The organism is Halobaculum sp. MBLA0147, from assembly GCF_041361345.1.
GTDB lineage: Archaea > Halobacteriota > Halobacteria > Halobacteriales > Haloferacaceae > JAHENP01.
In genome coordinates this window covers 2,660,242-2,686,488 of record NZ_JBGKAD010000001.1, presented here as the reverse complement: position 1 = coordinate 2,686,488, position 26,247 = coordinate 2,660,242, and the positions used below count along the sequence as shown (strand labels likewise).

The window sequence follows — 26,247 nt, the reverse complement described above, 5'->3', positions numbered from 1 at the left end:
GGTACGGTCGGCGCGTGTATAAAACGTGGTACGCCGGTCGCCGTGTGGTGACGGGTGGCATTCGGGCCGGCGGCGACGGTGTCGCTCGGCGCCGTCGTCGCGGGTGACCCCCCTCGTCAACCCGACGCCGCAGCCCGGTCGTCCCGTCCTCGTCGCCCGACACGCGACACGAGATTTTATTACAGGTGCACCGCGACCGGGTTACATGGTCGCCCAGTCCGTAGCCGTCGCACTCGGCGTGAGTGTCCTCGTCGGGGTGTTGTACGGCGTCGCCGCGGTCGTCGTCCGACGGCAGGGCGAGCCGGGGACGCGGTCGCTGGCCGTGGCGCTGGCGATCGTCGCGGTGGCCGGGCTGGCGACGCCGGGCGTGTACTGGCTCCAGTTGCCGTCGTTGCTCGCGGACGCGTGGGGGCTGACGCTGTACGTCGGGCTCGCGGTCGCGTTGGTGCCGTGGCTGTCGTTCGTGCTCCACTACACCGGTAACGGTGCGTTCGTCCGTCCGTGGCGGATCGTCGGGGCGACCGTCGGGGTCGTCGCACTGCTGTCGGTGCTCGTCGGGAGTGCGGCCGCGCCGAGCGCGGTGACTGGGCTGGTCGGCGTCACCGTCCGGTCGCTGGCGACACTGACGTTCCTGGCGTTGTTGATCCTGCTGGTCGCCGGGACGGTCCTGTTGACGTACGCGACGTACAGCTACGACACGGTCCGTGGCGTCGAGGGGCTCGGGTTGGTCGCCCCCGTGGCGGTTCCGGCGGTCGTCGGACTGTTCGGCGTCGAGACGGCCGTCGCCGGTGTACTCAGACAGACCGCGGCGTTCGCCGTCGGCGCGGTGTGTCTGCTCGCGACCGTCCGGTGGCTGGACACCCTGGAGACGACGCCGGCCGCGGGGCGGTTCGGACGGCGACGGTTGGCCGACGAGATCACCGATCCGGTGGCGTTCCTGGACGCCGACGAGGACGTGATCGAGGCGAACGACGCCTTCGAGCGGCAGTTCGGCGTCCGGGAGACCGCCGTCGTCGGCGACCCGCTGCCGGCGGTCGTCGGCGAGACGCTGTCGGCGCTGGTCGACAGCGACAGCGTGGAGTTGATCACCGACGAGGGGCGGCGGCAGTTCGCGCCGCGGGTGACGGAGTTGACGGACCACCACGGCCGCGTCCGTGGGACAATCGTCGTCTTGCCGGACATCACCGACCAGAAGCTGCGCGAACAGCGGTTGGCCGTGCTCAACCGGGTGGTGCGGCACAACCTCCGGAACGAACTCTCCGTCGTCCGTGGGTTCGCCGAGGAGATCGGTACCGAGGGCGTCGCCGACGACGAGGCCGCCGACCGCATCGTCGAGGCGTCGGACAACCTGATGGCGTTGGGCGAACGGGCCCGCGAGGCCGCGGAACTGCTCGACCACGACCCGGAGACGGAGCGTGTCGACCTCGCCGCGTTCCTCGGGGAGATCGCCGGGGACCTCCACGACGAGTCGGCGACGCTCACCGTCGAGACGCGGGTCCCGGACGACGCGACCGTGGAGACGGACCCGGCGCTGTTGCACCGGTCGGTCGAACACCTCGCACACAACGCCGTCGTCCACAACGACGCCGACGAGCCGCGCGTCGAACTCGTCGTCGAGACGGACCGCGAAGGCACATACCCGGTCGAGATCGCCGTCCGCGACAACGGACCGGGGATCCCGCCACACGAGTGGACCGCCATCGAGGAGGGCGAGGAGACACCGCTGGAACACGGCAGCGGGCTCGGGCTGTGGGCCGTCCGCTGGGCCGTGACGCGACTCGGCGGGGAACTGCGCTACGAACCCAACGAGCCACGCGGCAGCGTCGTCCGTCTCCGCCTCCCCGCCGCCGAGGATCGGGAGGCGGCGCCGACGGCAGCGGCGAGACCCGACCCCGTCGGCGAGCCGCCGTGACGCCGGGAGAACGACTCTCGACACGATTCAGTGTCCACTCAGAACAGTCCGCGTTCGTCGACGACGGCCTCGTAGGTGGCGACGTACTCGTCCAAGACGGCGTCGTCGTCGAACCCCGAGAACGTCTCGTTGATCGTCTCGCGGGGCTCGTCGGCACAGGCGACGATCTCGTCGGCCAGTTCCTGCGGGTTCGTCACCAGACGGCCACGGTCGACGTTCTCGACCAACTCGTGGGCGCTCGACCCGGCCTGGTACTCGACGATCCCGACACAGCCACACGCCAGCGCCCACAGGAGTCCGTTCGCGAACGGCTCCCGTGTGGCCGTCTGTGCGAACACGTGCGCGCCCTTCAGGATCGGGACGAACTCGGCGGGCTCCAACGCGCCGAGGAACTCCACGCGGTCGTCGATCCGGAGGTCGGCGGCACTCTGACGAGCCGTCCCCTGCCCCGAGCCGTCGCCGATCACGGCCGCCCGCCAGTCCCGGTCGCGCAACTCCGCCAGCGCGAGCAGGAACGACTCCACGTTGGCGTCCCCGTCGATCGGGTCGCGCATATACACTACGTCCGCGCGATCGTCGACGCCGGCCGATCGCACCGTCTCGAAGGCGACGCTCTCCGGGAGGACACACACGTCGTTGGCCGGCACGTCGTGTTCGCGGACGGCGGTTCGGACGGTCTCCGAGGGCACCGTCACCCGGTCCGGCTTGCGGGCGGCCTTGCGGTACTGGCCGGACGACCCGCAGTCCCCGTCCGTCTCCCACCAGTCGACGACGACGGGGGTCCGCAGCAGACGACAGGTCGTCGCCGCGGTCGTGGCGTGTGTCGGCGGGACGTTGGTCGCGTGGACCACCGTCGGGTCGACGCGACGCAACGAGAATGGGAGTTTCGACCGGAACGCTCCCGCCGCGGGGCCGCCCGTCACCGCACGGTAGCGCACGTCGCGGTAGAGGAACTCCTTCCCCTCGCCGTCCCACCAGCGCGCACACAGCCAGACGACGTCGTGGCCGCGGTCCACGAGCCCCTCCGCGATGCGGCGTGTCCGGCGGAGCGCCCGCGAGTCGTCGGTCGCCGGCGTGTCCATCGAGACCACCGCGACGCGCATCTCTGCCGTCCGGTTGTCCCGGGGGGCTCATAAGCGAGGTGATACACCGCCGCGGCGTCGACGGTGTGCTCGCCGGGCGACGGCTCCGCCGGTGTCTCCGTCGAGCGGCGGTCGTCCCCGGCCGACGTACCCGTCGAGCGGCGACAGCACCGACCACGCCAGCCGCCGTCTCGTCTCCAGAACGGACGGATCTCGCGAACCATCACGAACGATCCTTGCGAACCCATAGCAAACCCTTTCAGCGGTGCGTGGCAAGGCTCGGTAACGGCCTCTCGCAGGCCGAGGACCAACTATGACTGACGACGAACTCATCTGGCGGATCGCTGGTGGGTCGGGCGACGGCATCGCCTCGACCAGCCAGAACTTCGCCAAGTCGCTGATGCGTGCGGGGCTGCACGTGTTCACACACCGGCACTACCCCTCGCGCATCCGCGGTGGCCACACGTACGTCGAAGTGCGCGCCTCGTCCGACCCCGTCAAGTCGCGCGGCGACGGGTACAACTTCCTGCTCGCGTTGGGTGACTCCTTCGCTCGCAACCCACAGGAGGAGGCGTACTACGGCAACGAGGAGATCAAACCGCTCGCGGAGAACTTGGACGACCTCCGCGAGGGCGGCGTGATCGTCTACGACTCCGGCCTCGTCGACCCCGACGAGGTACCGAACTTCGAAGAGCGCGTCGCGGAGAACGACTGGCACGTCTACGACGTGGACCTGCGCACGATGGCCCGCGAACACGGGCGCGAGGTCATGCGCAACACCGCCGGTGTCGGCGTCACCGCCGCCATCGCCGGGATCGACCTCTCGTACGTCAAAGACCTCATGCGAGAGGCGATGCCCGAGAAGATCCTCGACCCGAACCTCGAACTGCTCGAGTTGGGGTACGAACACGTCCAGGAGGAGTACGACGCCGACGCGCCTGACGTGTCCGTCCCCTCGGGCGAACACGAGGAAGAGCAGGTGCTCATGTCCGGCTCGGACGCCATCGCCTACGGCGCCATCGACGAGGGCTGTCGGTTCATCGCCGGCTACCCGATGACGCCGTGGACGGAGGTGTTCACCATCATGAGCCAGAACCTGCCCGAGCTGGGCGGGATCTCCGAGCAGGTGGAAGACGAGATCGCGGCGGCCGCACTCGCCATCGGGGCGAGTCACGCCGGGGCGAAGGCGATGTCCGGGTCCTCTGGCGGCGGGTTCGCGCTGATGTCCGAGCCGCTCGGGTTGGCCGAGATGTCCGAGACGCCGGTGGTACTCGTCGAGGCGATGCGTGCCGGTCCCTCGACCGGGATGCCGACGAAGCCCGAGCAGGGCGACCTCGAACACGTCCTGTACACGAGTCAGGGTGACTCCCACCGCGTCGTCCTCGCGCCCGGGACCGTCCAGGAGGCGTACGATCACTCGCGGAAGGCTTTCGAGTTGGCCTACGAGTACCAGATCCCGACGATGGTCGTCTACGACCAGAAGCTGTCGGGGGAGTCGACGAACGTCCCGGCGAGTCACTTCGACCGCGAGCCGAACCCGTCGCTGGGGAAGACGCTCACCGAGGCGGAACTCGCCGAGGAGCCGCACACGGCAGACGGGAAGTTCCACCGCTTCCAGCACGACGTCGAGGACGGCGTCAGCCCGCGCTCGATCCCGGGCCAGGAGGGTGGTCGCTACCTCGTCACCGGGAACGAACACAGCCCGGCGGGCCACATCAGCGAGGACCCGGACAACCGGGTCGCGCAGGTGGACCGACGGCTGGAGAAGGAGGCGGCGATCCGTGCCGACCTCGACGAGGACTCGCTGCTCGCGCCACACGGCCCCGAGGAGGCCGAGTACGGCATCCTCACCTTCGGCAGCCAGCAGGGGACCGTCGAAGAGGCGGTCGACCGGCTCAACGAGCAGGGTCACAGCGTGAAGGCGTTGGCCGTCAACGAACTCGCCCCGTACCCGGTCGAGCAGGTGAGCGAGTTCCTCGCGTCCGTCGAGGACGCGATGGTCGTCGAGATGAACGCCTCCGCGCAGTTCCGCGGGCTCACGCAGAAGGAGCTCGGCCAGTACGGCGAGAAGCTCCACTCGTTGTTGAAGTACAACGGGAACCCGTTCGAGCCGGCGGAGATCGTCGAGGGGTTCGAGACCAGCATCGTCGAGGGCGGGGAGCTCCCCGGCCACGAGACCAAGTTCGTCCCGGCGGCGGGAGACTGACACACAATGAGCGCGTTCAGTGCAATCGACGACGACCGCGAGATCGACCGCGACGAGTACACGCCACAGGTCGAACCGCAGCCGACGTGGTGTCCTGGCTGTGGCGACTTCGGCGTGCTGAAGGCCCTGAAGGGTGCGATGCCCGAGATCGGGCGCACACCCGAGGAGATCCTCATGGTGACGGGGATCGGCTGTTCGGGGAAGCTCAACAGCTACTTCGACAGCTACGGGTTCCACACCATCCACGGCCGGTCGCTGCCGGTCGCCCGGGCGGCGGCGCTGACCAACCCCGAGCTGGAGGTCGTCGCCGCCGGCGGCGACGGCGACGGCTACGGGATCGGTGGCAACCACTTCATGCACACCGCCCGCGAGAACCACGACATGACCTACATCGTGTTCAACAACGAGATCTTCGGGCTGACGAAGGGGCAGACCTCCCCGACCAGTCCGAAGGGTCACAAGTCCAAGACCCAGCCGTCCGGGTCCGCGAAGGACCCGATCCGGCCGCTCTCGTTGGCGCTGACCTCCGGGGCCTCCTTCGTCGCCCGCACGGCGGCGGTCAACCCCAACCAGGCGCGTGACATCCTGGTGGAGGCGATGGAACACGACGGGTTCGCACACGTCGACTTCCTCACACAGTGTCCGACCTGGAACAAGGACGCCAAGCAGTACGTCCCGTACAAGGACGTCAACGAGGACGACGAGTTCGAGTTCGACCCGACGGACCGGGCCGAGGCCCAGGAGATGATGCGCGAGACGGAGGAGAAGCTGTACGAGGGCGAGGTGCTCACCGGCGTCTACTACCGCGACGAGGAGCGCCCCTCCTACCAGCAGGAGAAGCAGAACATCGGCGAACTCCCCGAGGAGCCGCTGGCCGAGCGGTACTTCGACGACGACTACGAGTGGGAGCGGTCCGCCGACCTGTTCCTCGACAAGCACAAGTGACGCCCGTCTGACCACTCGGTCGGACGCCACCACATTCCCGCAGTTCCGAAATAGATAATTGTCTGTCGAGCATATGCAACCTCGTGGCGGATCTGATCGGACGTGCGACGTTCGTCGACCTCGAACCCCTCGTGCAGGAACGCCTGTTCGCGCCGTGTTGTCTGAGTAGCGAGCAACTGTGGGCACAGGGGTTCGAGTGGTCCGGAAGCGAGATCGACGACACTGTCGTCAAGCCGACGCTCAAGCGACTGGGTGAGGTCCGCAACGAGTCGGTAGAGAGTATGCAGGACCGACTCGGCTACGACGGTCCACGAGACTTACTCAACAACACACTGCTGGAAGGCGACGAGTACGCGGTCGAGTTTCTAGCGTGGTACCTCCAAGAGACACTCGACGGTGTTCACTGTAAGGTAGAGAGCAACAACAACGACTCAGAACCCGATATCAGTATCTCTCACCACGAAGTCCACTCCTGCAATGTCGAAGTCAAACGAATCGTCTCGGCGACAAACATGCGGGCGTACGCCAAGGGATTCGCCGACAAAGAGTGGCAACGGTACGATCCGAGGCATCCGTCGATTCTACTGTTCGTGTTCCCACTTCTGTCGGTCGACGCCTGGCGCGCAGAGCTCCTCACGACCGGGTATCACGGATTTTGTAAAGAACTCGATGAGTGGCACGACGACTCGATGCACACTCGAATCGTAGCCGCACCACTGGACGTGGAAGAAGATACGAAAGAACTTCCACTTCGACGGGCGGTGAGCATCGTGGATGAATTTGTACCGTAACAACGACAAACTTCTTACCTCACGAGAGTCGATGGACCACTGTGACGACGAACACCGACCACTACGACTTCGACCTCGGCCCACGCGCCACCGAGCGGCAGCAGTCGTTCCTCGACACACTGCTGGCTGCGTGTGACGGCGAGGTGTCTGGCCGGACGAAGTTCATGAAGTTGGTGTTCATGCTCGAACACTTCGATCCGGCGACGCGGCGTCTGGTCTCCGAGCCACGGTTCGGTGTCTTCGACGACTTCCACATCTACGACTACGGCCCGTTCAGCGGTGACGTGATGGACGCCTTCGACGAACTGAAGTCGGACGGCGTCGTGTCGGAGTCCGACGAGTACGTCGACGGTCGCCGTGGCAAGGTGATCGAGCGGAACGGCGAGGTGAACGTAGAGCCAGAGTTCGAGACGGACGACTTCGAGGAGATCGTCGACCAGTTCGGGGACGAGACGGGATCGACACTCGCCGACCGGTCGCTCGAGCTACTCGGGATCGACCCGTCGGAGAAAGAGCGGTACCGCCACACCGACGTATCGGAGATCGTCGCCTGACCGACACCGCCGTGGGGTAGCTCCCGTTCCGTTCCGCCTCCGATTGATGCTCTCGTCGATCCCGACAGGTTCCACTTCGTAGCGCCAGTCACGGACGGTACGGGTGCACGAGTCCGACTGTCGACGACGAGGCCGCAGTCGTCGTGACGGAGCCGGGTACTGACGAGTGGGAATCGTCTCGTCCCCCAGAACGGACGGGACGGGGCGCGACGTTCCAACACCGATTTACGGAGGGTACCGGTAGTGGCACCTATGACAGACGACGTCGTCGTGGTCGGCTCGGGGTACGCCGGGGCCGGCGCGGTGAAGGCGTTCGAAGACGCGGTCGAACCGGGCGAGGCGAACTTGACGTGGATCTCGGACGTGGACTACCACCTCGTGCTCCACGAGGCACACCGGTGTGTCCGCGACCCGACGGTGGAGTCGAAGGTGACGATCCCCGTCGAGGAGATCAAGGAGCCACGCACCACGTTCCGGCAGGGACGCGTGACAGAGTTGGACGCCGACGAACGCGAACTGGAGCTGGACGACGGGGAGACGGTGTCGTACGACTACTGTCTGCTCGCCGTCGGGACGCGCACGGCGTTCTACGGCATCGACGGGCTGGAGGAGCACTCGCTCACCCTGAAGAGTCTCGAGGACGCCCGCGAGATCAACCGGCAGGTGTCCGACGCGGCCGACGCAGCGACGGCCGAGGACCCCGCCGAGGTGATCGTCGGCGGTGCCGGCCTCTCGGGGATCCAGACGGCCGGCGAGATCGCAGAGTACCGCGACGACCACGACGCGCACCTGAACGTGACGCTCGTGGAGGGGCTCGACGAGATCTTCCCGGGCAACGACCCCGAGGTACAGGGGAAACTCCGGAAGTACCTCGACCAGCAGGACGTGGCCATCGAGACGGGGGAGTTCATCTCCGAGGTCGACGACGAGACGGTGTACGTCGGCGGCGGCGAGGACGAGGCCCCCGCGGAGATGGCCTACGACGTGTTGATCTGGACTGGCGGGATCACGGGGCGCGACGAGTTCGCCGAGGCGGACGTGGACAAAGACGAGCGGTCGAAGCGCGTCCACGCGGACGCGACGTTCCAGACGAGCGACGACCGCGTGTTCGCGATGGGCGACACCGCTCTCGTCGAGCAGGGCGAGGAGGACGTGGCACCGCCGACGGCGCAGGCCGCCTGGCAGGCCGCCGAGGTCGCCGGCGAGAACCTCGCTCGGAAGGTCCGCGGGGCACCGCTGAAGTCGTGGACCCACGAGGACAAGGGGACGCTCATCTCCGTGGGGGAGAAGGCAGTCGCCCACGACGTGGTCGGGATGCCGATCCAGACGTTCGGCGGCCCCGGTGCGGTGTTCCTGAAGAAGTTCGTCGCTGCGCGCTGGATCGCGCAGGTCTCCTCGGTGGGTCGCGCGGTCGGCGCGTGGACGGACATGTGAGTCCGGGACGGTGACGACCGACGACGGGCGCGTCGAGCGGCCGAGTGGGTCGACGACCGCCGGGTGGCGTCGAACCGTCGACGGCGCCGTCGCCGTCGCACGCGGGACGGTGCGGGCGGTCAGAGAGACGGAGGCGACCTTCCTCGCGGCGGCGTTGGCCTACTACGCGCTGGTGTCCGTCGTGCCGTTGACGCTGTTCGTGTTCCTCCTCGTCTCCGTCGTCGCCGACGGGGCGCTCGCGGCCGCCGTGGTGAGACGCGTCGGGGCGTTCCTCTCGCCGGCCGGCCAGAACGTCGTCGGCGGAGCGGTCGGAGATCCGTCGGGACGCGGCGGTGTGACGGTTGCCGGGGCTGTCGTCTTGACCTGGGGAGCACTGAAGCTGTTTCGGGGTGTCGACACCGCGTTCTCGCGCGTGTACGGGACGACTGGGAGCGGGTCGTTCCTCGACGGGGTCCGGGACGCGGCCGTCGTCTTGGGGTCGACCGGCGTGGCGTTCGTCGCGACGGTCGCCGTCGGTGGCGTGTTCACCGGGCTCGGCGGGGTTCCGGCACGTGTGTTCGGGCCGTTCGTGCTCGTCGCGACGCTGACGCTCGTCTTCCTCCCGACGTACTACGTGTTTCCGGACACGTCGTTGCGACTCCGACACGTGCTCCCCGGTGCGGTGCTCGCCGCGGGTGGGTGGACCGTCCTGCAGGTCGCCGTCGCGGTGTACGCCGCCACCGTCGCCAGTGACTCCGCTGCGGGGGCACTCGGCGGCGTCCTGTTGCTCGTGACGTGGTTCTACGCCGCCGCGCTGCTGGTGCTCGTCGGCGCGTCACTCAACGCGGTCGTCTCCGGCCACCGCGGTCCGGGGCCGGAGGTGTCCGGCGACGGGACGCCAGAGGACCCCGACGACGACGACTGACGGAGGCGGACGACGCCGAGTGACGGGGACGCCCGACGACGAGTGACGGGGACGCCCGCCACCGAGTGACGGGGACGCCCGCCACCGAGTGACTCGCGGCGTGTCGCCCTCAACTCCCGGTGTCGTACTTGTACGTCGCGTCGTCGGGGTCGATTCCGAACTCCTCGGCCATCTCCGCGGCGTCTTGCCCGCCGTCGCCGTCCGTGTCTCCCGTGGGACTGGCGGTCTTGAACCGCTCGCGGAACTCTGCGGGCATCTTGAAGCCGTCCGTCGGCACCGCGAGTGCGACGACGCCGTCCGGATCCTCGACCACGGACGACTCCTCGTCGGCCTCCGCACGCACGGTCGCCAGGCGGTCGGCCAACACCGGCGGGAGCTCCTCCTCCGGGACGGGCTCGAAGCCGAACTGTGCGAGGTACTCCCCGCGGTCCGTGAACGAGTACACGTCGTCGAACCCGTCGTCGCCGGCGGTCTGGACCAACCGCTCGACGACGTGTGCGCCGACGCCCTGGCCGCGCCACGCCGGGAGCACGCCGATGCTGGTGAGTTCACACACCTCGTCGCCGTCCGCGGTCTTGTGGACCCGAACCCGACCGAACCCCGCACGCTCGTCCGTCTCCTGGTCGACGGCGATCACGTAGTCGCGCGAGCGGAAGGAGGTCTCCGAGAGCCCCAACTCCTCCATCCGGTCGAGCAACCACACCTCGTCTCGGTTGCGTGCGTCACGGACGTACATACCACCCGGTAGGTGGACGACGGGAATAGCGTTTGGGGGCGGCGGTGGTGATCGGTGGACTCAGTCGGCCCACTCGGAGTCCGTCTCCGTCCGTCGCTCGTCGTCCGTGGCCGCCGGGTGATCGGCACGGTCGTCGGCGGTCGACTCCAGCCGGTCCGTCCGCAGTCGTCGCTCGGCGAGGCGTGCCTCAGCCTCGGCGGCCCGCTCGCGAGCGCGAGCGATCCGTTCGAGTACCGCGAGGAGTCGCAGCGCCACCACCGCGGTGACGTAGCCGCCGACGAGCAGCGTCGCCGCGAGGACACCCAACAACACGTTGCCGAGGATCAACAACGCGTACACCAGTACGAGGAAGCCGACGCCGAGTACCGCCGCACCGCCGGGTCGTCGGAACAACCCGGTGAGCGTCTGCGACTCCCCGGCGGCGTGTGTGTTCGCCGCTGGCCCGTCGGTGTCGCTCCTCGGGTATCCGTCGCCGTCTCCCGTCCGATCCGTCTCCGTCGGTGCGTCGTCTGGAGGGCGCGACACACCGGATGACGGGACGCACACGACGAATAGCTGCCGGTCGTCGGCACCGGCTCTGCGTCGTGCCGGCGTCGCGCTCACTCGCGGACGTTCCGGCCGATCGCCTCGCCGAACTGCTCCGCGTCGCCGCGTCCGTCGTAGACCACCTGCCCACGGAGGAGCGTCAGCTCCGGGAACACCGCCCGCGCACCCTCGAACGGCGTCCACTCGCACTTCGAGTGGAGTCGCTCCCCCCGCACCTCGTCCGGGTCGTCCAAGTCGACGAGCACCAGATCGGCGTCGCTGCCGGGCGCGACGCGGCCCTTCTGGGGAAGTCCGAACACCGCTGCCGGTGTCGCAGCGACCAGGTCCCGGACACGCGCCACGTCGAGTCGGTCCGCGACGACCTCGCCCAACAACAGCGGGAGCAGCGTCTCGACGCCCGGCACGCCGGAGGGGGCGTCGGTCAGTGCCGTCTCCTTCTCTGCAGTCGTGTGTGGGGCGTGGTCGGTGGCGATCAGGTCGACGGTGCCGTCCCGGACCCGCTCGAACAGTGCAGCGCGGCGCCGTTCGCTCCGGAGCGGCGGGTTCATCCGCCCGAACGTCCCGAGCGCGTCGAGATCGTCGCGCGACAGGAGGAGGTGGTGTGGCGTCACCTCGCAGGTGACCCGGCGGTCGTCGTCCGCCTCGGCGGCCGCCGCCGCGACACGGTCGACCGCCTCCGGCGTCGAGGTGTGCGCGACGTGGATCGACGCCCCCTCGCGTTCGGCGGCCGCCAACGCGGTCTCGACGGCGGCGACCTCCGCCTCCGCGGGGCGGTAGCGACTCCACCGGTCCGCCGGTGCCGCCCGTCCCGTGGCGTCGCCGGCCCGTCCGTTCCCGTCGACGGTCGTTCCGTCGGTGTCGGCGCTCGTTCCGTCGGTGTCGGCGCTCGTTCCGTCGCCGGCGCCGGACTCGTCGTTCCCTTCCAGTGCCGCGGGTTCGAACAGCGTCGCGTCTTCGGCGTGGACGGTCACTGGCACGTCGGCGTCGCTGGCACGGGCGAGCGCCGCTTGGAACAGTTCCTCGTCGATCCCCATGTCGCCGGTCGAGTCCGCGAGGAACACCTCTCCGAGCGCGAACAGCGGGCGCTCGAACAGTCCCTCGGGGTCCCAGTCGGCCGTGACGCCGCCGTTGAGCCCGTAGTCGACCAGCGAGTCGGCCGCCAGCTCGGCCTTCGTGTCGAAGGCGGCGCCGTCGACCGTCGCCGGGTCCGTGTTCGGCTGGTCGACGACGGTGGTGACGCCGCCGGCCGCGGCCGCTCGCGAGCCGGTGGTCCAGTCCTCCTTGTGTGGGTAGCCGGGCTGCCGGAAGTGGACGTGTGCGTCGACTGCGCCGGGTAGGAGGTGGTACTCGCTCGCGTCGACGGTCTCCTCGCCGGGGTCGGGGTCGAGCGTCGGCGCGACGGCGACGATCTCGCCGTCGCGGACACGAACGTCTCGGGTGCGGCCGTCTGCGAGGGTGGCGGCGGTGAACAGCATCTACGCGAGCCTGCGGTCGGTGGGGGCCTAAGTGGTGTGGGTTTCCAGTGTCGTCTCGTCTCCCGCAGGGACGGGGGGTGAACTCAGAGCAGTCGCCGAATCCGATCCGCGAGACTCAGACTGTTGGCTGGCTCTTGCCACTCGACTCTGTACGCTTCCTCGTGTTCGTCGGGCGTCCTGTCGACGGAGACTATCATCATCTCGTCCCGTCCGACATCGTACTCACCCGATTGCTCGGAGCCAGCCTGTGCCATGTTCGCTACTACTCACCCGAGGTTATAAAAGTATTCCTACGTCCGAAGCGTGGTCCGTCGCGCGGTCGGCTACATCAGTACCCTTGAACGATACATCTTCCAGGGTTTGGTCTTCACCCAACGAAACGAAATCTTCGATTGGATCCTCACTGTCGATTATCAGTACTGCTATAGGCTCTTTCCCGCTCTTTTCAGGGTCGAACACTGGTGTTCCGATAATCGTGTTGAGATCCTCGGTGACGCGATCATGTCTGTCGCTCGTGCTCCAGCCCTCGCCCCACGCTTCGTGATGGTGTGGAGAGATTGCAAACTTCTGATCGCGTGCCTCGTGTACCTTACCGACACACCCCTGCCCGATGTCAAATTCCAGTTCGAACTCCTCGTCGGCGTAGTCGGCCTCACGTGCGTAAAATGCAACTTTGTAACTGGGAGAATCTCTCAGTCCGTCGGACGAGAGTCGCATGATGTTGGCACGTACGTCGACATCCCCGTGAGCGACAGACTCGATATCGGCTTCTACCAGTTTGAGGTACCGACTGAAGAACGTCGATAGCTGTTTGTCACGGTACGAAACGGCTGGAGAGTAGGTTAGAACGTATTCAACAGGGATAGCAACAACGAGAGATACGACCGCGAAGACGACCGCAATTGTAATACCAATGTTGTTGTTCCACAGGGCCAGCCCTATCGCGATACCAACCGGAATCAGTCTCGCGATAACAGAGGATACAGCCCGACGAGTATCCTTGTCCATGGTTTGCTCCCCAGCAGTTTCGTGACTGGTTGTTGCTCTTGGTCAAGAGGCTGACGGAATACATTTGACAGGCTTAACGTCACCCACTCCTCGTCTGACAGTCGTAGGGTCAACCTCACCGTGGCCGCCAGCTGCGGTACTCGTACTTCACTACACGACTGGACTACATCACGCCCGTGAGTCCGAGTCCTGCGAGGACGAACGGGCGTGGCGGGATTCGAACCGGAGCCAGACGGTCGGCCTCGTTTCACTCGGCCGCTGCGACTGGCAGGGCTCGAATCCCGTTCCGGTTCGGTCGTCGCTCGCTCCGCTCGCGACTCCCTGTACGGGCGTGGCGGGATTCGAACCCGCGATCTAGCGGTTAGGAGCCGCTCGCCGTGTCCACTTGGCCACACGCCCCACTGCCGGACTGGCAGACGGACAGAAAGGTCGGAGACGATCGTGTGGGCCGCGTCAGTTCTCCTCGGTGCCCATCTCGGTGTCGACGAACTCCGTGTCCGTGTCGTCGTCGGTGTCACCCTGCATCTCCTCGAGCTCCTCCTCGATCTCCTCGCGCCCCTTCTTGAACTCGCCCATCGCCTGCCCCGTCGACCGGGCCAGCTTGGGGATCTTGTTCGCACCGAACAGCAGGACGAGCACGAGCAGGATCACGATCATCTCCGGCCCGCCCGGGATCGCCCCGAACAGTAGTGCCATGTCGACCATCTCTACCCGTCCGTAACTCGGAGTGTATTATAGGCCTTTTGCTACCCGGTGCCGTACCCGTCACGACGGCCCCGTTCACCCGCTCGCACCGGTCCTCCGTCGGCGGACACACCTGTCGAGACGTCCCGTCGGGGAGCCACGACGCTCTACGTGCCGCCCTGAGACCCGTCACGTGACGCACCCGCAGCGTCTGCGAGCGCACCCGCGAGCACCCGCGTGGCGGCCGCGCAGTCGTCCCAGTCCGTCCACTCCAACGGGTTGTGGCTGATCCCGTCGCGCGAGGGGGCGAACAACAGCGCCGCGTCGGTGGCGTCCGCGACGTGCATCGTGTCGTGGGCCGCGCCGGAGTGGAGGTCCAGCGTCTCCAGTCCGGCCTGCGCCCCGGCGTCGTGGGCCGCACGCCGGAGCCGGTCACTCATCGGGGTCGGGTCGAGGTCGAACGGCCGCTCGAAGCTCGTCTCCACGCCCCGCTCGCGTTCGAGTCGCGCCAGCGTCTCGCGGGCGCGAGCGACGATCCGCTCCATCGACTCTCGCTCGACGTCCCGGACGTCGACGCCGGCCGTCACCGTCCCCGGGACGACGTTGGTGGCGTTCGGTGCCACGTCCAGCGAGCCGACCGTCCCGACCGCCGACTCGCTGTCCGTCGCGACCACCTCGGTCGCGGCGCGTTCGACCGCCGAGACGAACTCGGCGGCCGCCGCCAGCGCGTCCGTGCGGTCGTCCATCCCCGTCGCGCCGGCGTGGTTCGCCTCGCCACGCAGCGTCGCCTCACAGTGCGTGATCCCCGTGATCGTCGTCACCACGCCGACCGGGACGCCGGCCGTCTCCAGCACCGTGTCCTGTTCGACGTGGAGTTCGAACCACGCGTCCCACTCGCTCGGGGCGAGCAGTCCCTCCCCCCGGAAGCCGATCTCCGACAGCGCCGTCTCCAGTGTGACGCCGTCGTCGTCCTCGAGTGCGAGTGCCTCCGCGACGCTCCGGTGGCCGACCGCGACGGAGGAGCCGAGGAGGCCGTCCGCGAACCGCTGGCCCTCCTCCTCCGTGAACGAGACGACGGTGATCGGTCGCGTCGGCTCGACACCGGCGTCTTGGAGCGCGCGGACCGCCTCCAGTCCCGCGTACACCCCGAGTGGGCCGTCGAAGATCCCGCCCTCGGGGACGGAGTCGAGGTGGCTCCCGACGGCGACGGGCGCGGCGTCGGGGTCGGCCGACGCGGGCGTCCACGTGCCGGCGACGTTGCCGACTGCGTCGACGGTCGTCGTCAACCCCGCCGCGTCGAACTGTTCGCAGAGGTACTCGCGTGCCCGTCGGTTCGGCTCGGTGCCGGCCAGGACCGTCCGGCCGTGGCCCTCGGTCGTCTCGACGGCTCCGAACGCCCCCGTCCGTTCGATGTCGGCCCGCAGTCGCTCGGCGTCGACGGATATCTCCATACCGTCTCGGTTCACCCGGCGCTCGCTTGGGGGTTGCGGCGGCGGTGATTCGCGTGGTTCCGACGTGATGTCCGCGCCGGCGAGAAGACATCAGTAGGTGTGGTTCTCGTGGACCGAAGAGACGGAGAGTCAGTTCCGGGAACCGAACGCTCTACCGTGGGTCGCTACGTCGCGCCGATCACCCCGAGTAGCTCGAACAGTTCGCGTGCGACGACGGCGTCGGTCCCGTCGGTGTTGTCCGCGAGGTCGCCGGCCGTCTCGGTGAGTTCGGCGAACAGCGCGTCTCGCGTGGCCGTCGCGACGGCCCCGTGATCGCGTACGTCGGCTGCCGCGCGACGAGCGAGTGCCGCCAGACTCTCCGCGCGGTCGTAGTCGTCCAGCGTCTCGAACGCGGCGGCGCTCTCCTCGAGCAGTTCGGCTCGCTCCTCGACCGAGAGCGAGGGTGCTCCCTCGTGTCGCGACTGCGTAGGGGTCGCGGTGTCGGTCGTGTGCTGTGCTGCTGGCTGTCCGTCACGCTCTTGTGACGGCGAGTTGGAATCACACATGGGTGTTCTGCCTACGACACCCCGGTGAGGGTGTACCAGCACCCTCGCCACTTCTACCGCAGGAAGTGACGAACCCGGAGTGTCGTGTCTATCCGTCGCAGAGCGAGCGGTAAAAACGTTGCGATACATTACGTGTTGGTTGTCTAACGCTTCTCGGCTGCTCTCTCGGCGTACTCCGCTCGTGCTCACTGCCTGATCCGCTATACAGGCAAAACAACTATATGAAACTGATATGAAATAGTGTGCTGACGAGTAGATGGGACGAGAGTACGCGTCACGAGAGAACCGGAACTCGGAGCGGTCAGACGACGAGGGACAGCGAACAGAGTTCGACGACTCGTGGGAGTGGTGGAGCGGCGAGGGCGACTCGGTCCAGCGTCAGTCCGCCGGTCCCGGCACGAACCCCTCGTGGGAAGAGGCCGAGGCGTACTACCAGCGTGAGATCGAAGACACAGACGAGTACAAGACACTCCAGCGGATGGAGAAACGCTACGGACGGCTGTTCGACCAGTGGGTCGAAGAGGGTGTGCCCACGGACGCGATGGGCGACCGCGAGAGCATCCAAGCCTACCGGCGACACAAGGGAACGCCGATCCCGTGGTACATCGACGACTTCAACGACAACTCCCTGTGGCGCAACACGACCGACATCTTCGAGGACGACCGCGAGGGCCGCGACGGGCAAACCGACGTGCCCGACTCGGTTCGCGACGTGATGACCTCTCCCGGCCGATCGCTGGACACCTCGATCCAGCGTGCTGTGGAGGAGCGAATGGACGAGTCGTTCGGAGACGTGCGGATTCACACCGACGCGAAGGCCGCCGCGGCCGCCGACGAGATCGACGCCCGCGCGTTCACCGTGGGGAATCACGTCGCGTTCGGGGCCGGCGAGTACGACCCCGCATCTGCGGAGGGCCAACACGTCTTGGTCCACGAGTTGGCGCACGTTCGTCAGCAGACCGACGGGGTGGTGTCGATGTTGCCTCGCTCGGCAGCAGTTCCGACAGAAGACGATGGCGAACCGAGGCAGTCACCCACCGTGCCCGGGTACGTGACGCGCGAGTGGACGAGTGGATCGACGGACGTGGACGGCGTCCACCTCCAGCGGTTCCCCGCGTGGGACGATCGGATGACGGACCCCGCCGTTGCCGACGACCCGCTCGCCACGTTCGCCGAAGAACGCAACGTTCCCGAGTCGCTGGTCGCGCGAATCGAGACGCTCGTCGACGACGACCGCTACGAAGAGTTCCTCACGGACATCTACCGGATCGCAGAGTCACAGAAAGATGTCGGAGATTCAAAAGGAGACGTGGGGGAAGTTCTCTCCGCGCACCCCGACAGTGGTATCTTGAGTGATCTCGTCCCCGAGTTGCGCGAACGAGACGAGTTAGTCGCCGTCCCGAAGAACGACAATACAGTCAAAGGGTTCCAGATCAACGCCCCAGGGAATCCAGAATTCGACAAGGTAGTGCTCAACATAGAAAGTATGGATGTAGTAGCGGTTATTGAAGAGAAAATAGGAGGTAGTGACGACTCGACTTCAGAGACAGCGATCGAACAAGCGCAAACAAATGCAGACAAGATTGTAAATGGACAATTGCTCGACGGAGACGTGAGTGAGAAGGTCGACCGTTCAAATCGGCTCACTGTTAGCATCGACGAACTGAATTCTGGTGATTTCGGCGATGTAGAGGTGGGTACTGTTGTTCCGGCTGACAGGGCCGCCGCTGATCACACGCAAGATATTAACGATGATCGGGTCGCGACCTATCCCTGGTCCACGCAACAACTCAAGCTAATGTACAAAATAGTGCGAGAAGCCGCTCCGTGGGGGTGAATGATGGGGGACGGACTCTCACTCAAAGTTCCAGCTGACGAAGAGACAGCCGAGACAGGGAGGCGGTTCTATCAGTACCACGCCGACCAGTCACAGTATCACGAGTCTATCGACGATATCTTGGACTACAAGTACTTTCGGGAGCGGTTGGACGATCGGGGTCGGTTTATGATCTATCGGAAAATCCCACACACCATCATCGAACCTGCACCAGACATACTATCCGACCTGCTCGACGAACACACGGAGAACGGACACCGATTCACCGACCGCGAGGGAATGGAGGCGCTCTCCGCGTGGCTCGAGGATGCACGGAGCACACTAGCCGCCAACGGCGAACTGTCGAATCCACGCGATCAGACGATCACCACGTGTCAGCACATGATCGAGTTCGCCCTCGAACACGACTACGACATCGTCTACAGCTACTGAACCGTCAGTCGACACAAGGGTAAGGTATGGGATCAGCACTCTCACTCGAAGTGCCAGCCGACGAGCAGACAGTCGAGACAGGAAGGCGGTTCTACGAGTATCACGTCGAACAGTCCGAACATCTCGACTCTGTTGACGACCATCTCCCCTACGAGCAGTTTACGCGTCGAATAAGAGAGCGTAACCGATTTATGATCTATCAGAAGATTCCACATTCGATCTTTGAGGCTGCTCCGGAGCCGCTGTGGGAAGTATGTAAAGAACACACAGAAGACGGGTACGAGTTCACTGATCGTGAGGGAATGGAAGCGCTCTCGGCGTGGCTCGAAAGTGCTCGGGAGTCGCCGACAACCGGCAAGGAAGACTTGGTAAGAGCAAACAACCAAACGATCTCCAAGTGCCAACACATGGTCGAGTTCGCTCTCGAACACGGCTACAGCGTCGTCTATAGTCACTGAATCACCGATCAGCACGAGCGTGAACGATGGGATCTGGACTCTCACTCGAAGTGCCTGCGAATAAAGAGACAGCCGAAATGGGCAGACAGTTTTATACGTATCATGTTGAACGGTCGGAGCATCTCGACTCTATCGAGGGCTACCCTCCGTACCAACACTTTATACGTCGTATGAGGGAGAGTGGTCTATTTATGATCTACAAGAAAATACCTCACACAATCATCGAGGCTGCTCCAGACACACTGCCGGATCTACTCGACGAACACACGGAGAACGGACACCGATTCACCGACCGCGAGGGGATGGAGGCGTTCTCCGCGTGGCTCGAGAGTGCACGGACCACACTGGCCGCCAACGACGAACTGTCCGACCCCACTGATCAGACCATCGCCACGTGTCAGCACATGATCGAGTTCGCGCTCGAACACGGCTACGATGTGGCCTACAGCTACTGAAGCGTCGGTCCCCGCGAGCGACACTCCTCACCGCCCGTACAGACTCGAGTGAACCGGCGCGGTCGAGTCCACACTCGATCGCCCGAGAACCCGGTCCTCGCCGGACGCCTCCCGTCCGCTCTCGGATCGAACCCCAGACGAGCCGCCAGCACGCCGCCGCCGATCCGTCCCCGCGTCGTCCGCCAACAGCGCCGACAGTGGGTCGACGAGCGTCGACTGGTCGGCGAGGAAGGCGTCGTGGCCGTACTCGGAGACGACGGTGTGGTGAGTCACGTCGACGCCGGCCGCGCGAGCGGCGTCCGCCACCGTCTCCGAGGCGGCGACCGGGAAGTGCCAGTCGCCGGTGTACGAGACCAGACAGAGGTCCCCGTCGAACCCCGCCAGCGCCCGCGCGACACCCGTGTCGACCGCCCCGTCGACGGCCGACGCGTCGACGGCGGCGGCGGTCGCCGCGTCGCCCTCGACTCCGCCGGCTGCGTCGTCGCTCCTCCCACTCGCGGCGTCACCGCTCCCCCCACTCGCGGCGTCACCGCTCCCCCCAGAGCCGACACGCGCGAGGTCGTACTCGTCCATCGCGCGGAGCAGTCGGAGGTAGCTCCCCGCGTCGAACGCTCGCGCGAACCGCTCGGCGTTGTAGTCGAGGTACGACTCGACCGCCCGGTAGGTGCCGGCGTCGCTCGTCGGGTCGACCGCCGCGAGCGGCGACGTGCGACCCGCGGCGTCGCGTCCGAACTGCTCGTCGAGCGACGCCTTCGAGCGGTACATGACGTGGCCGATCCGGCGCGCCTGCGCCAACCCGTCGACCGGGCGCCCGGCCGTCTCGTGGTAGTCGCCACCGTGCCAGGCGGGGTCCGTCGTGATCGCACGCCGCGCGACCGTGTTCAGTGCGAGACACTCCGTGTCGAGGCGGGCGCCGGACGCGACCGCCGCCACGCGCTCGACGCGGTCGGGGAACCGCGCCGCCCAGTCGAGTGCGTTCATCCCGCCGACGCTGCCACCGATCACGGCCGCCAGCGTGTCGACGCCGAGCCGGTCGAGCAGGCGCGCCTGTGCCCGCGTCCAGTCGCCGACCGTCACGGTCGGGAACGCGCTGCCCCACCGCGCCGCGCCGTCGGGTGACGCCTCGCCGGACGATCCGTCTGCAGTCGGACCGTCGGGCGTGTCCCCGTCGAGTGTTTCCCCAGCGGGCGTGTCTCCGGCAGGTGTGTCTCCGACGGGCGTGCCCCCGTCGGAGCCACTCGCCGTCGGACGGGGACTCGCCGGCGCCGTCGAGCCGTGACACGAGCCCGGGACGTTCGCACAGATCACGAACCACTCGTCGGTGTCGACCGGACCACCGGGAGCGACGACCTCCTCCCACCAGCCGTGACTCGACGGCGGTCCGTCGGCGTTCGTGTCACCCTCCGCTGGCGGGCGGACGTGGTGACTCCCAGTGAGTGCGTGACACACCAACACCGCGTTCGAGCCGTCGTAGCTGCCGTACGTCTCGTAGGCGAGCGTCAGCTCCGGGACCGTCTCGCCGGACGCGAACTCGAAGGCGCCCAGTGTCGCGTGTCGCGTCACGACGACGCACCTCCGTCGCTCGCGGTCGCGACCGCTGTCTCGATCGCCTGGTCGACGTCGCGACAGATGTCGGCTGGGTCTTCCAGCCCGACGGAGAGGCGGAGGAGGTCGGGTGTGACGCCGGCCTCGCGCTGTGCGGCCTCGTCGAGTTGCGCGTGAGTGGTGCTGGCCGGGTGGACGACCAGCGAGCGTGCGTCGCCGATGTTGGCGACGAACGAGATCGTCTCGACGGCTTCACAGAACGCCACGCCCGCCTCGTACCCGCCCTCGATCCCGAAGACGACGACGCTCCCGAAGTCGTCGAGGTACTCCGCGGCGGCGTCGTGCGTCGGGTGGTCCGCGAAGCCCGGGTACCGGACCCACGCTACGTCCGGGTGCTCGCGCAGGTGCTCGGCGACCCGGCGGGTGTTCTCGCAGTGGCGCTCCATCCGCGTCGGCAGCGTGTTCACTCCCTGGAGCGTCTGCCAGGCGTCGAACGGTGACTGCGCGTTGCCGAGCGCGCGGACGCCGCGGTGGCGCGCGACGGCACCGAACGCGCGGTCGCCGAACCGCTCGACGAAGTCGAAGCCGAACGCGGGGTTCTCACCCGACAGCTCCGCGTAGTCGGCGTCCGGGTGGTCCCACGGGAACGTCCCGCCGTCGACGATCACGCCGCCGATCGTCGTCCCCGCCCCGTGGAGCCACTTCGTCGTGGAACTCCACACGATATCGGCGCCGTGGTCGATCGGGCGACACAGTGCCGGCGTGGCGAAGGTGTTGTCGACGACCAACGGAACGGCGTGGTCGTGGGCGACCTCGGCGACGGCCGCGAGGTCCGGCGTCGCCACCGACGGGTTCGCCAGCGTCTCGACGTGGACGTACGCGGTGTCTTCGTCGATCGCCGCCGCGTACGCGTCCGGCTCCGTCGTCTCGACCGCGCGCAGTTCCACTCCACGACGACTCGCGGTGTTGGCGAGGTAACTGCTCGTCCCGCCGTACATCTCCGCACCGGCGACGACGTTGTCGCCGGCCTGCGCCAACACGGTGGTGATTGTGTCGACGGCGGCCATCCCAGAGTTCGTCGCGACCGCGTCCGTCCCGCCGGACAGCGCCGCGAGGCGTCGCTCCAGTGCTCGCGTCGTCGGGTTCGAGATCCGCGTGTACACGTCTCGCTGCTCGCGGAGTGCGTACGTCTCCGCGGCCGCCTCGGCGCTCGGGAACCCGAACGACGCCGACTGGTGGATCGGCGGCGACCGCGACCGCGCCGCCGGCCCGTCGTCCCACCCGGCGTGGATCGCCGCCGTCGCGGGACGGTGTGACGGCGTGTCCGCACCGCCGGCAGGCGCCTCCGCGTCGCCAGTGTCGACGGGTGGCTCCTCGACCGCGTCTGCGTCCCCCGCCTCCGTGGCGTCGGTCGCCTCTCCGTCGCGACTCATGTTTCTCGTGTATATCAGGAGAATCCAGTATGCATAAGAGTAACGACTCCGTGTCGGTACGCTCTCACTCCGTCGAGTCTACCGCGTATCGACCTCTTCGGCCCAGCTCCGGAGAGGTAGAAGTAGAAAATCGTACACGTCGAGTCACACTCGAACGAGACGACGGGGTCAAGAACAGAGATGGGTACGATCGTCTCACTCGTCGTTCCAGAACAAGAACGGACGCTCCAGACGGGGCGCAGGTTCTACGAGTACCACGTCGATCACTCCGAGTACGACGAGTCTCTCCACGATCCCGTCGAGTTCGACAGCTTCGTCGACGCACTCGAAGAGGGAGGAAAGTTCGGAATCTGGAAGAAGCCGACGAGACGGGTAGTGGCTGCTGCCGAGGGACCGGCTCGGGACGTTCTCTCCGCACACGCGGACGACGGCAACACGATCGGCGACCCCGAGGGACTCGACGCACTACACGAGTGGCTCGAGAGCGCTCGTGACACCCTCGCGACGACAGGGCGACTGTCGGTCGGGGACGACCGCACGATAGAGTTGTGCCAGCACATCGTCGAGTTCGCGCGGATGAACGGCTACGCCGTCGAGTACGGCTACTGAACTCGACTGTCCGACACTCACTCCTCGCCGTCGACCAACTCGCGGTACAGCGCGACCAACTGGTCGCCGACGGCCTCCAGCGCGTACGGCTCGCTGGCGGTCGCAGCACCCTCGCCCAGCGCCTCGCGGCGATCCGCGTCGTCGACGAGTCGGTCGAGTGCCGCGACGAACCCGTCCACGTCCGCGGCCTTCAGACAGTCCTCGCCGTCCGTGAGCCAGTCGAAGGTGGGGATGTCACGGACGACCGGCGGCGCGCCACACGACATCGCCTCCAGCAGCGCCATCCCCTCGTTCTCGTTCTTCGTCGGGAAGAGGAACACGTCCCCGGCCGCGAACGCGGCGCGCGGGTCCTCGACGTACCCCGTGAACGTGCAGTTGTCTGGACTCTCGCGGACGATCCGCCGGGTGTCGGAGCTCTGTAACACCGCGTCCAGCGTCCCGCCGGTGGGGTTGAGGTAGCCGAACCACGCGAAGTCCACCTCGGGGAGCCGTCGAGCGGTCTCGACGAACGCCGACAGTCCCTTCCGCTCGATCACGTGGCCGACGTTGAACACGACCGGCGGTTCCAGGTCGTACGCCGACAAGGTGCGCTCCCGGAGGTCGGGATCGTCGTACCCCGCCAACCGCTCGGCGTCGAACCCGTTGGAGATCACCGTCTTCGGCAGGTCGGTGTAGTCGTCGATCACGTCGCGGGTGTACGGCGACGGACAGACGAGGTGGTCCGCCAGTCCGTACGCGAACGCGAGGTACGGCCGCAGCGGCTTCGCCAGGACGTTCGAGAACGCGAAACTCTCCTCGAAGTCCTCCGCCGTCTGGTGGGTGTGGACCAACACGGGTGTGTCGTGGCGACGGGCACGGACCGCCGCGGCGACCGACCGCGGCCCCATGTTGTTGAGGTGGAGCAGGTCGGCGTCCGGCACCGGCCGCGTCGTGTACTCGATCCCGTGCTCGTCGAGGACACGCCGCTGGTTCTGCACCGTCTGGTAGTGGCCGCCGGTGACGAACCGCTCCCACTCGAAGTAGTGGCTCACCAACACCGGTGGACACCTCCGCAGCGGTCGCTCCCCACGCCGTCGACACCCGCCGTCACCACACTTGCCGTCGCTACGCCTGCCGTCGCCACACTTGCCGTCGCCACACTTGCCGTCGCTACACTTGCCGTCGCTACGCCTGCCGTCGCCACACTTGCCGTCGCTACGCCTGCCGTCACCACACTTGCCGTCACCACATTTGCCGTCGCCACACTTGCCGTCGCTACGCCTGCCGTCACCACACTTGCCGTCGCCCTCCGTGTCACGTCGCTCCGGTTCGCGGGCGGGAGTCAGGAACCTGTCGGAACGCGGCCGACGGGGAGACGACGCGGTGAGACCGTGACCGCAGCGACCGGCGCCGCGAGGATCGGACGCCGTGTGGTGCCCCGACGGAGTCCGAGCGACCGGACCGATCACCGTGAGGATCGGGCGTACGACGGCTCCACGACGGCGTCCGGAGGCTCACACCGGAACTGCGTGGATCGCGCCGCCACCGACGACGAACACGTTGCCCGCGAGCGGGGTCGTCGGACCCAGTCGACTCCGCGGGAGGAGCTCCCCGACCGACACCCCCGTCACGCGGGTGCGCTCGGTACCGTCGACGGCGGCGTATGTCGCGACGCCCCGCGGCCCCGTCGTCACGACGGCGTCGCCGGCGACGATCCGCGGGAAGTCCCACTCCGTCAGCGAGGCGACGTCGGCAGGTGCGTCACCCAGTCGCGGGCGGACGGTCCACCGCTCGCGACCGGCCGTGTCGAGCGCGACGAGCCGGTCCCCGGCGACGAGGTACGGCCCGCGCTCCCCGACGGCCACGGCCGTCCCCGCTCGGCGCCACCGACGCGTCGACAGGGTCGGCGTGTACGCGGCCACCCAGCGGCGGCGCCCGTCCGCGAACTGGACGATCGGTCCCTCGTGAGCGGCGACGGGACGTGCCGGCGCACCCAACTCCGTCTCGACGAACCGCCCGGCGGGCTCGTCGAAGGCGACGACACCACCACCGCCGCTCCCGTCGCCGATCAAGCCCCGGCCGAGGTAGCGGCGGCCGTTCTCGACGACCCCCGTGGCCCCACCGACGGTGGCCGCCGCGACCCCACCGGCCGGTTCCGGGATCGTGTCTCGGGTGTGGCCGTCCGAGAGCGCCAGCGCCCGGACGGCCCCCGCGACGCCGACCAGCGCCGTCGTGTCGAGGGCTCCCACCCACCAGAGGCCCTCGTCCGTCGCCCACCGGCGGCGCCACCGGAGCGAGCCGTCGGCGACGCGCCGCCCCTCGACGGTGGCGAAGTCGTCCGCGAGTCTGGTGACGACGACCCGTCCGTCGCCGAGGAGTCGCGGCCGGCCGCGGACCCGCCACGCCTCGCGCCACTCGCCGCCACGGACCCGGTCGCCACGGTCCTCGGCGTCGCGCGTCGCGCGTCTACTCCCGCCACCGCCGGGCGTGTCGTCGCTCCCACCGTCGCCGCTCGTCTGGCGCTCCGTCGCACGCTGCGTCTCGCGCTCTGTCCCACGCTCCGTCTCGTTCTCCGTCCCGTCGGTCGCCGGACCGTCGACCGCTTCGAGTACCGCGTGCTCGTCGGGACCGCGGCCGTCGGAGCGCCACAGTCGGACGACCGCCCGGCCGGGGCGAGACGCTGCCACTCCGATCACGTGGTCCGTCCGCCACAGTCGCCGACCGGTCCGCGGGTCGAGGAGTTCCCCGAACGGCTCGGTCGCCGTGACCTCGCTCGCGACGCTCAGCAGGCGCCCGTCGGTGTCGACGGTCAACGGCGGGTCGAACGCCCGTCGCCACGCCGGACGACCGTCGGCGGGGTCGAGTCCGACCACCCGCCGCTCCGCCGGTGGCCCGGTCGCCGTGACGACGTGACCGCCGAGCACCACCGGCGGGACGGCACCGCCGGCGGGGACGGACCACGTCGTCGCGGGCGGCGTCGCCGTCGGGGACTGCGTCGGCGTCCCGTCGAGTACGGGGTTGACGGTCGGCGCGTCCTCGCTCGTGTCCGCACCGAGTCCCAGACACCCCGCGGTCGTGCCGGTCGCGACGGCCCCGGCGAAGGCACCGACGCGCGACAGGAGGCGTCGACGGTTCACGCCCACACACCGGGCTCCGTGGGGGTAAGCGTTCGGCGGGCGTGAGCCGCGACGACCGGCCGTTCGGGAGGTTTATGCGCCCCGGTTCG

25 protein-coding genes, 1 tRNA gene and 1 pseudogene are annotated in these 26,247 nt (G+C 67.6%); 12 read left to right on the top strand and 15 right to left on the bottom strand.

Annotated features, from left to right (window positions below; genetic code table 11):
- The first annotated feature begins 205 nt into the window (after window positions 1–205).
- Window positions 206–1,912 carry an ATP-binding protein gene (locus RYH80_RS12920; protein WP_370904300.1) on the top strand — a complete coding sequence of 569 codons (1,707 nt, stop codon included), beginning with the start codon at window positions 206–208 and terminating at the stop codon, window positions 1,910–1,912.
- Window positions 1,913–1,950: 38 nt separating this feature from the next.
- On the opposite strand, the gene RYH80_RS12915 is transcribed toward RYH80_RS12920, so the two are convergent.
- A complete protein-coding gene (locus RYH80_RS12915; RefSeq protein ID WP_370904299.1) occupies window positions 1,951–3,015 on the bottom strand; it encodes a glycosyltransferase family 4 protein in 1,065 nt (354 codons plus the stop codon).
- A 292-nt stretch (window positions 3,016–3,307) separates the two neighbouring features.
- Between RYH80_RS12915 and RYH80_RS12910 the strand changes: the two genes are divergently transcribed.
- The 6 genes from RYH80_RS12910 (at window position 3,308) to RYH80_RS12885 (ending at window position 9,828) form a co-directional block, all read left to right on the top strand.
- Window positions 3,308–5,200 carry a 2-oxoacid:acceptor oxidoreductase subunit alpha gene (locus RYH80_RS12910; RefSeq protein WP_370904298.1) on the top strand — a complete coding sequence of 631 codons (1,893 nt, stop codon included), beginning with the start codon at window positions 3,308–3,310 and terminating at the stop codon, window positions 5,198–5,200.
- 6 nt (window positions 5,201–5,206) lie between these two features.
- Entirely contained in the window at window positions 5,207–6,145 is a 939-nt protein-coding gene (locus tag RYH80_RS12905) for a thiamine pyrophosphate-dependent enzyme (RefSeq protein WP_370904297.1), read from the top strand.
- 83 nt (window positions 6,146–6,228) lie between these two features.
- On the top strand, window positions 6,229–6,936 hold the full coding sequence (locus RYH80_RS12900) for a hypothetical protein (RefSeq protein WP_370904296.1): 708 nt from the start codon (window positions 6,229–6,231) through the stop codon (window positions 6,934–6,936).
- 41 nt (window positions 6,937–6,977) lie between these two features.
- Window positions 6,978–7,490, top strand: a complete 513-nt coding sequence (locus tag RYH80_RS12895) for a hypothetical protein (RefSeq protein WP_370904295.1) — start codon at window positions 6,978–6,980, stop codon at window positions 7,488–7,490.
- Between the two features lie 252 nt (window positions 7,491–7,742).
- On the top strand, window positions 7,743–8,924 hold the full coding sequence (locus RYH80_RS12890; protein ID WP_370904293.1) for an NAD(P)/FAD-dependent oxidoreductase: 1,182 nt from the start codon (window positions 7,743–7,745) through the stop codon (window positions 8,922–8,924).
- A gap of 10 nt (window positions 8,925–8,934) precedes the next feature.
- Window positions 8,935–9,828 carry a YihY/virulence factor BrkB family protein gene (locus RYH80_RS12885; RefSeq protein WP_370904291.1) on the top strand — a complete coding sequence of 298 codons (894 nt, stop codon included), beginning with the start codon at window positions 8,935–8,937 and terminating at the stop codon, window positions 9,826–9,828.
- Between the two features lie 109 nt (window positions 9,829–9,937).
- Here RYH80_RS12885 and RYH80_RS12880 read toward each other — a convergent pair whose 3' ends face one another.
- The 9 genes from RYH80_RS12880 to RYH80_RS12840 form a co-directional block, all read right to left on the bottom strand.
- A complete protein-coding gene (locus RYH80_RS12880; protein ID WP_370904290.1) occupies window positions 9,938–10,564 on the bottom strand; it encodes a GNAT family N-acetyltransferase in 627 nt (208 codons plus the stop codon).
- A 60-nt stretch (window positions 10,565–10,624) separates the two neighbouring features.
- Window positions 10,625–11,089, bottom strand: coding sequence for a DUF8066 domain-containing protein (locus tag RYH80_RS12875; protein WP_370904289.1), 465 nt, complete (start codon window positions 11,087–11,089; stop codon window positions 10,625–10,627).
- Window positions 11,090–11,163: 74 nt separating this feature from the next.
- On the bottom strand, window positions 11,164–12,585 hold the full coding sequence (locus RYH80_RS12870; protein ID WP_370904288.1) for a dihydroorotase: 1,422 nt from the start codon (window positions 12,583–12,585) through the stop codon (window positions 11,164–11,166).
- 83 nt (window positions 12,586–12,668) lie between these two features.
- Window positions 12,669–12,839 (bottom strand): hypothetical protein, encoded by a 171-nt coding sequence (locus RYH80_RS12865; protein WP_370904287.1) that lies wholly within the window; start codon window positions 12,837–12,839, stop codon window positions 12,669–12,671.
- Between the two features lie 22 nt (window positions 12,840–12,861).
- On the bottom strand, window positions 12,862–13,593 hold the full coding sequence (locus RYH80_RS12860) for a hypothetical protein (RefSeq protein WP_370904286.1): 732 nt from the start codon (window positions 13,591–13,593) through the stop codon (window positions 12,862–12,864).
- Window positions 13,594–13,919: 326 nt separating this feature from the next.
- Window positions 13,920–13,992, bottom strand: a tRNA-Arg gene (locus RYH80_RS12855).
- A 54-nt stretch (window positions 13,993–14,046) separates the two neighbouring features.
- The gene (gene tatA, locus RYH80_RS12850) at window positions 14,047–14,298 is read right to left on the bottom strand and encodes a twin-arginine translocase TatA/TatE family subunit (RefSeq protein ID WP_370904285.1); all 252 of its coding nucleotides are present in this window, start codon (window positions 14,296–14,298) and stop codon (window positions 14,047–14,049) included.
- Between the two features lie 146 nt (window positions 14,299–14,444).
- The gene (locus tag RYH80_RS12845) at window positions 14,445–15,728 is read right to left on the bottom strand and encodes a Zn-dependent hydrolase (RefSeq protein WP_370904284.1); all 1,284 of its coding nucleotides are present in this window, start codon (window positions 15,726–15,728) and stop codon (window positions 14,445–14,447) included.
- A gap of 164 nt (window positions 15,729–15,892) precedes the next feature.
- Window positions 15,893–16,273, bottom strand: coding sequence for a hypothetical protein (locus RYH80_RS12840; RefSeq protein ID WP_370904283.1), 381 nt, complete (start codon window positions 16,271–16,273; stop codon window positions 15,893–15,895).
- Window positions 16,274–16,529: 256 nt separating this feature from the next.
- Here RYH80_RS12840 and RYH80_RS12835 point away from each other — a divergent pair, with 256 nt between their 5' ends.
- The 4 genes from RYH80_RS12835 to RYH80_RS12820 all read left to right on the top strand — a co-directional run bounded on the left by RYH80_RS12835 (window position 16,530) and on the right by RYH80_RS12820 (window position 19,455).
- The gene (locus RYH80_RS12835) at window positions 16,530–18,110 is read left to right on the top strand and encodes an eCIS core domain-containing protein (RefSeq protein WP_370904282.1); all 1,581 of its coding nucleotides are present in this window, start codon (window positions 16,530–16,532) and stop codon (window positions 18,108–18,110) included.
- Between the two features lie 3 nt (window positions 18,111–18,113).
- Window positions 18,114–18,542, top strand: coding sequence for a hypothetical protein (locus RYH80_RS12830; RefSeq protein ID WP_370904281.1), 429 nt, complete (start codon window positions 18,114–18,116; stop codon window positions 18,540–18,542).
- A 26-nt stretch (window positions 18,543–18,568) separates the two neighbouring features.
- Window positions 18,569–19,000 (top strand): hypothetical protein, encoded by a 432-nt coding sequence (locus tag RYH80_RS12825; RefSeq protein ID WP_370904280.1) that lies wholly within the window; start codon window positions 18,569–18,571, stop codon window positions 18,998–19,000.
- 191 nt (window positions 19,001–19,191) lie between these two features.
- On the top strand, window positions 19,192–19,455 hold the full coding sequence (locus RYH80_RS12820; RefSeq protein ID WP_370904279.1) for a hypothetical protein: 264 nt from the start codon (window positions 19,192–19,194) through the stop codon (window positions 19,453–19,455).
- 27 nt (window positions 19,456–19,482) lie between these two features.
- Here RYH80_RS12820 and RYH80_RS12815 read toward each other — a convergent pair whose 3' ends face one another.
- Together RYH80_RS12815 and RYH80_RS12810 are read right to left on the bottom strand one after the other, a co-directional pair.
- Complete coding sequence (locus tag RYH80_RS12815) at window positions 19,483–21,018, bottom strand: homoserine O-acetyltransferase family protein (RefSeq protein WP_370904278.1); 1,536 nt, start codon at window positions 21,016–21,018, stop codon at window positions 19,483–19,485.
- A complete protein-coding gene (locus tag RYH80_RS12810) occupies window positions 21,015–22,433 on the bottom strand; it encodes an O-acetylhomoserine aminocarboxypropyltransferase/cysteine synthase family protein (RefSeq protein WP_370904277.1) in 1,419 nt (472 codons plus the stop codon). Before RYH80_RS12810 ends, RYH80_RS12815 begins: the two co-directional genes overlap by 4 nt.
- A 180-nt stretch (window positions 22,434–22,613) precedes the next feature.
- Here RYH80_RS12810 and RYH80_RS12805 point away from each other — a divergent pair, with 180 nt between their 5' ends.
- Window positions 22,614–23,042: a hypothetical protein gene (locus RYH80_RS12805; protein ID WP_370904276.1), complete on the top strand. Its 429-nt coding sequence runs from the start codon at window positions 22,614–22,616 to the stop codon at window positions 23,040–23,042.
- A 17-nt stretch (window positions 23,043–23,059) separates the two neighbouring features.
- Here RYH80_RS12805 and RYH80_RS12800 read toward each other — a convergent pair whose 3' ends face one another.
- The 3 genes and pseudogenes from RYH80_RS12800 to RYH80_RS12795 form a co-directional block, all read right to left on the bottom strand.
- Complete coding sequence (locus tag RYH80_RS12800; RefSeq protein ID WP_370904275.1) at window positions 23,060–24,079, bottom strand: glycosyltransferase family 4 protein; 1,020 nt, start codon at window positions 24,077–24,079, stop codon at window positions 23,060–23,062.
- A gap of 189 nt (window positions 24,080–24,268) precedes the next feature.
- Window positions 24,269–24,490, bottom strand: a pseudogene (locus RYH80_RS20160) (hypothetical protein); the annotation flags it as partial.
- Between the two features lie 45 nt (window positions 24,491–24,535).
- Window positions 24,536–26,158: a PQQ-binding-like beta-propeller repeat protein gene (locus tag RYH80_RS12795; RefSeq protein ID WP_370904274.1), complete on the bottom strand. Its 1,623-nt coding sequence runs from the start codon at window positions 26,156–26,158 to the stop codon at window positions 24,536–24,538.
- Window positions 26,159–26,247 lie beyond the last annotated feature (89 nt).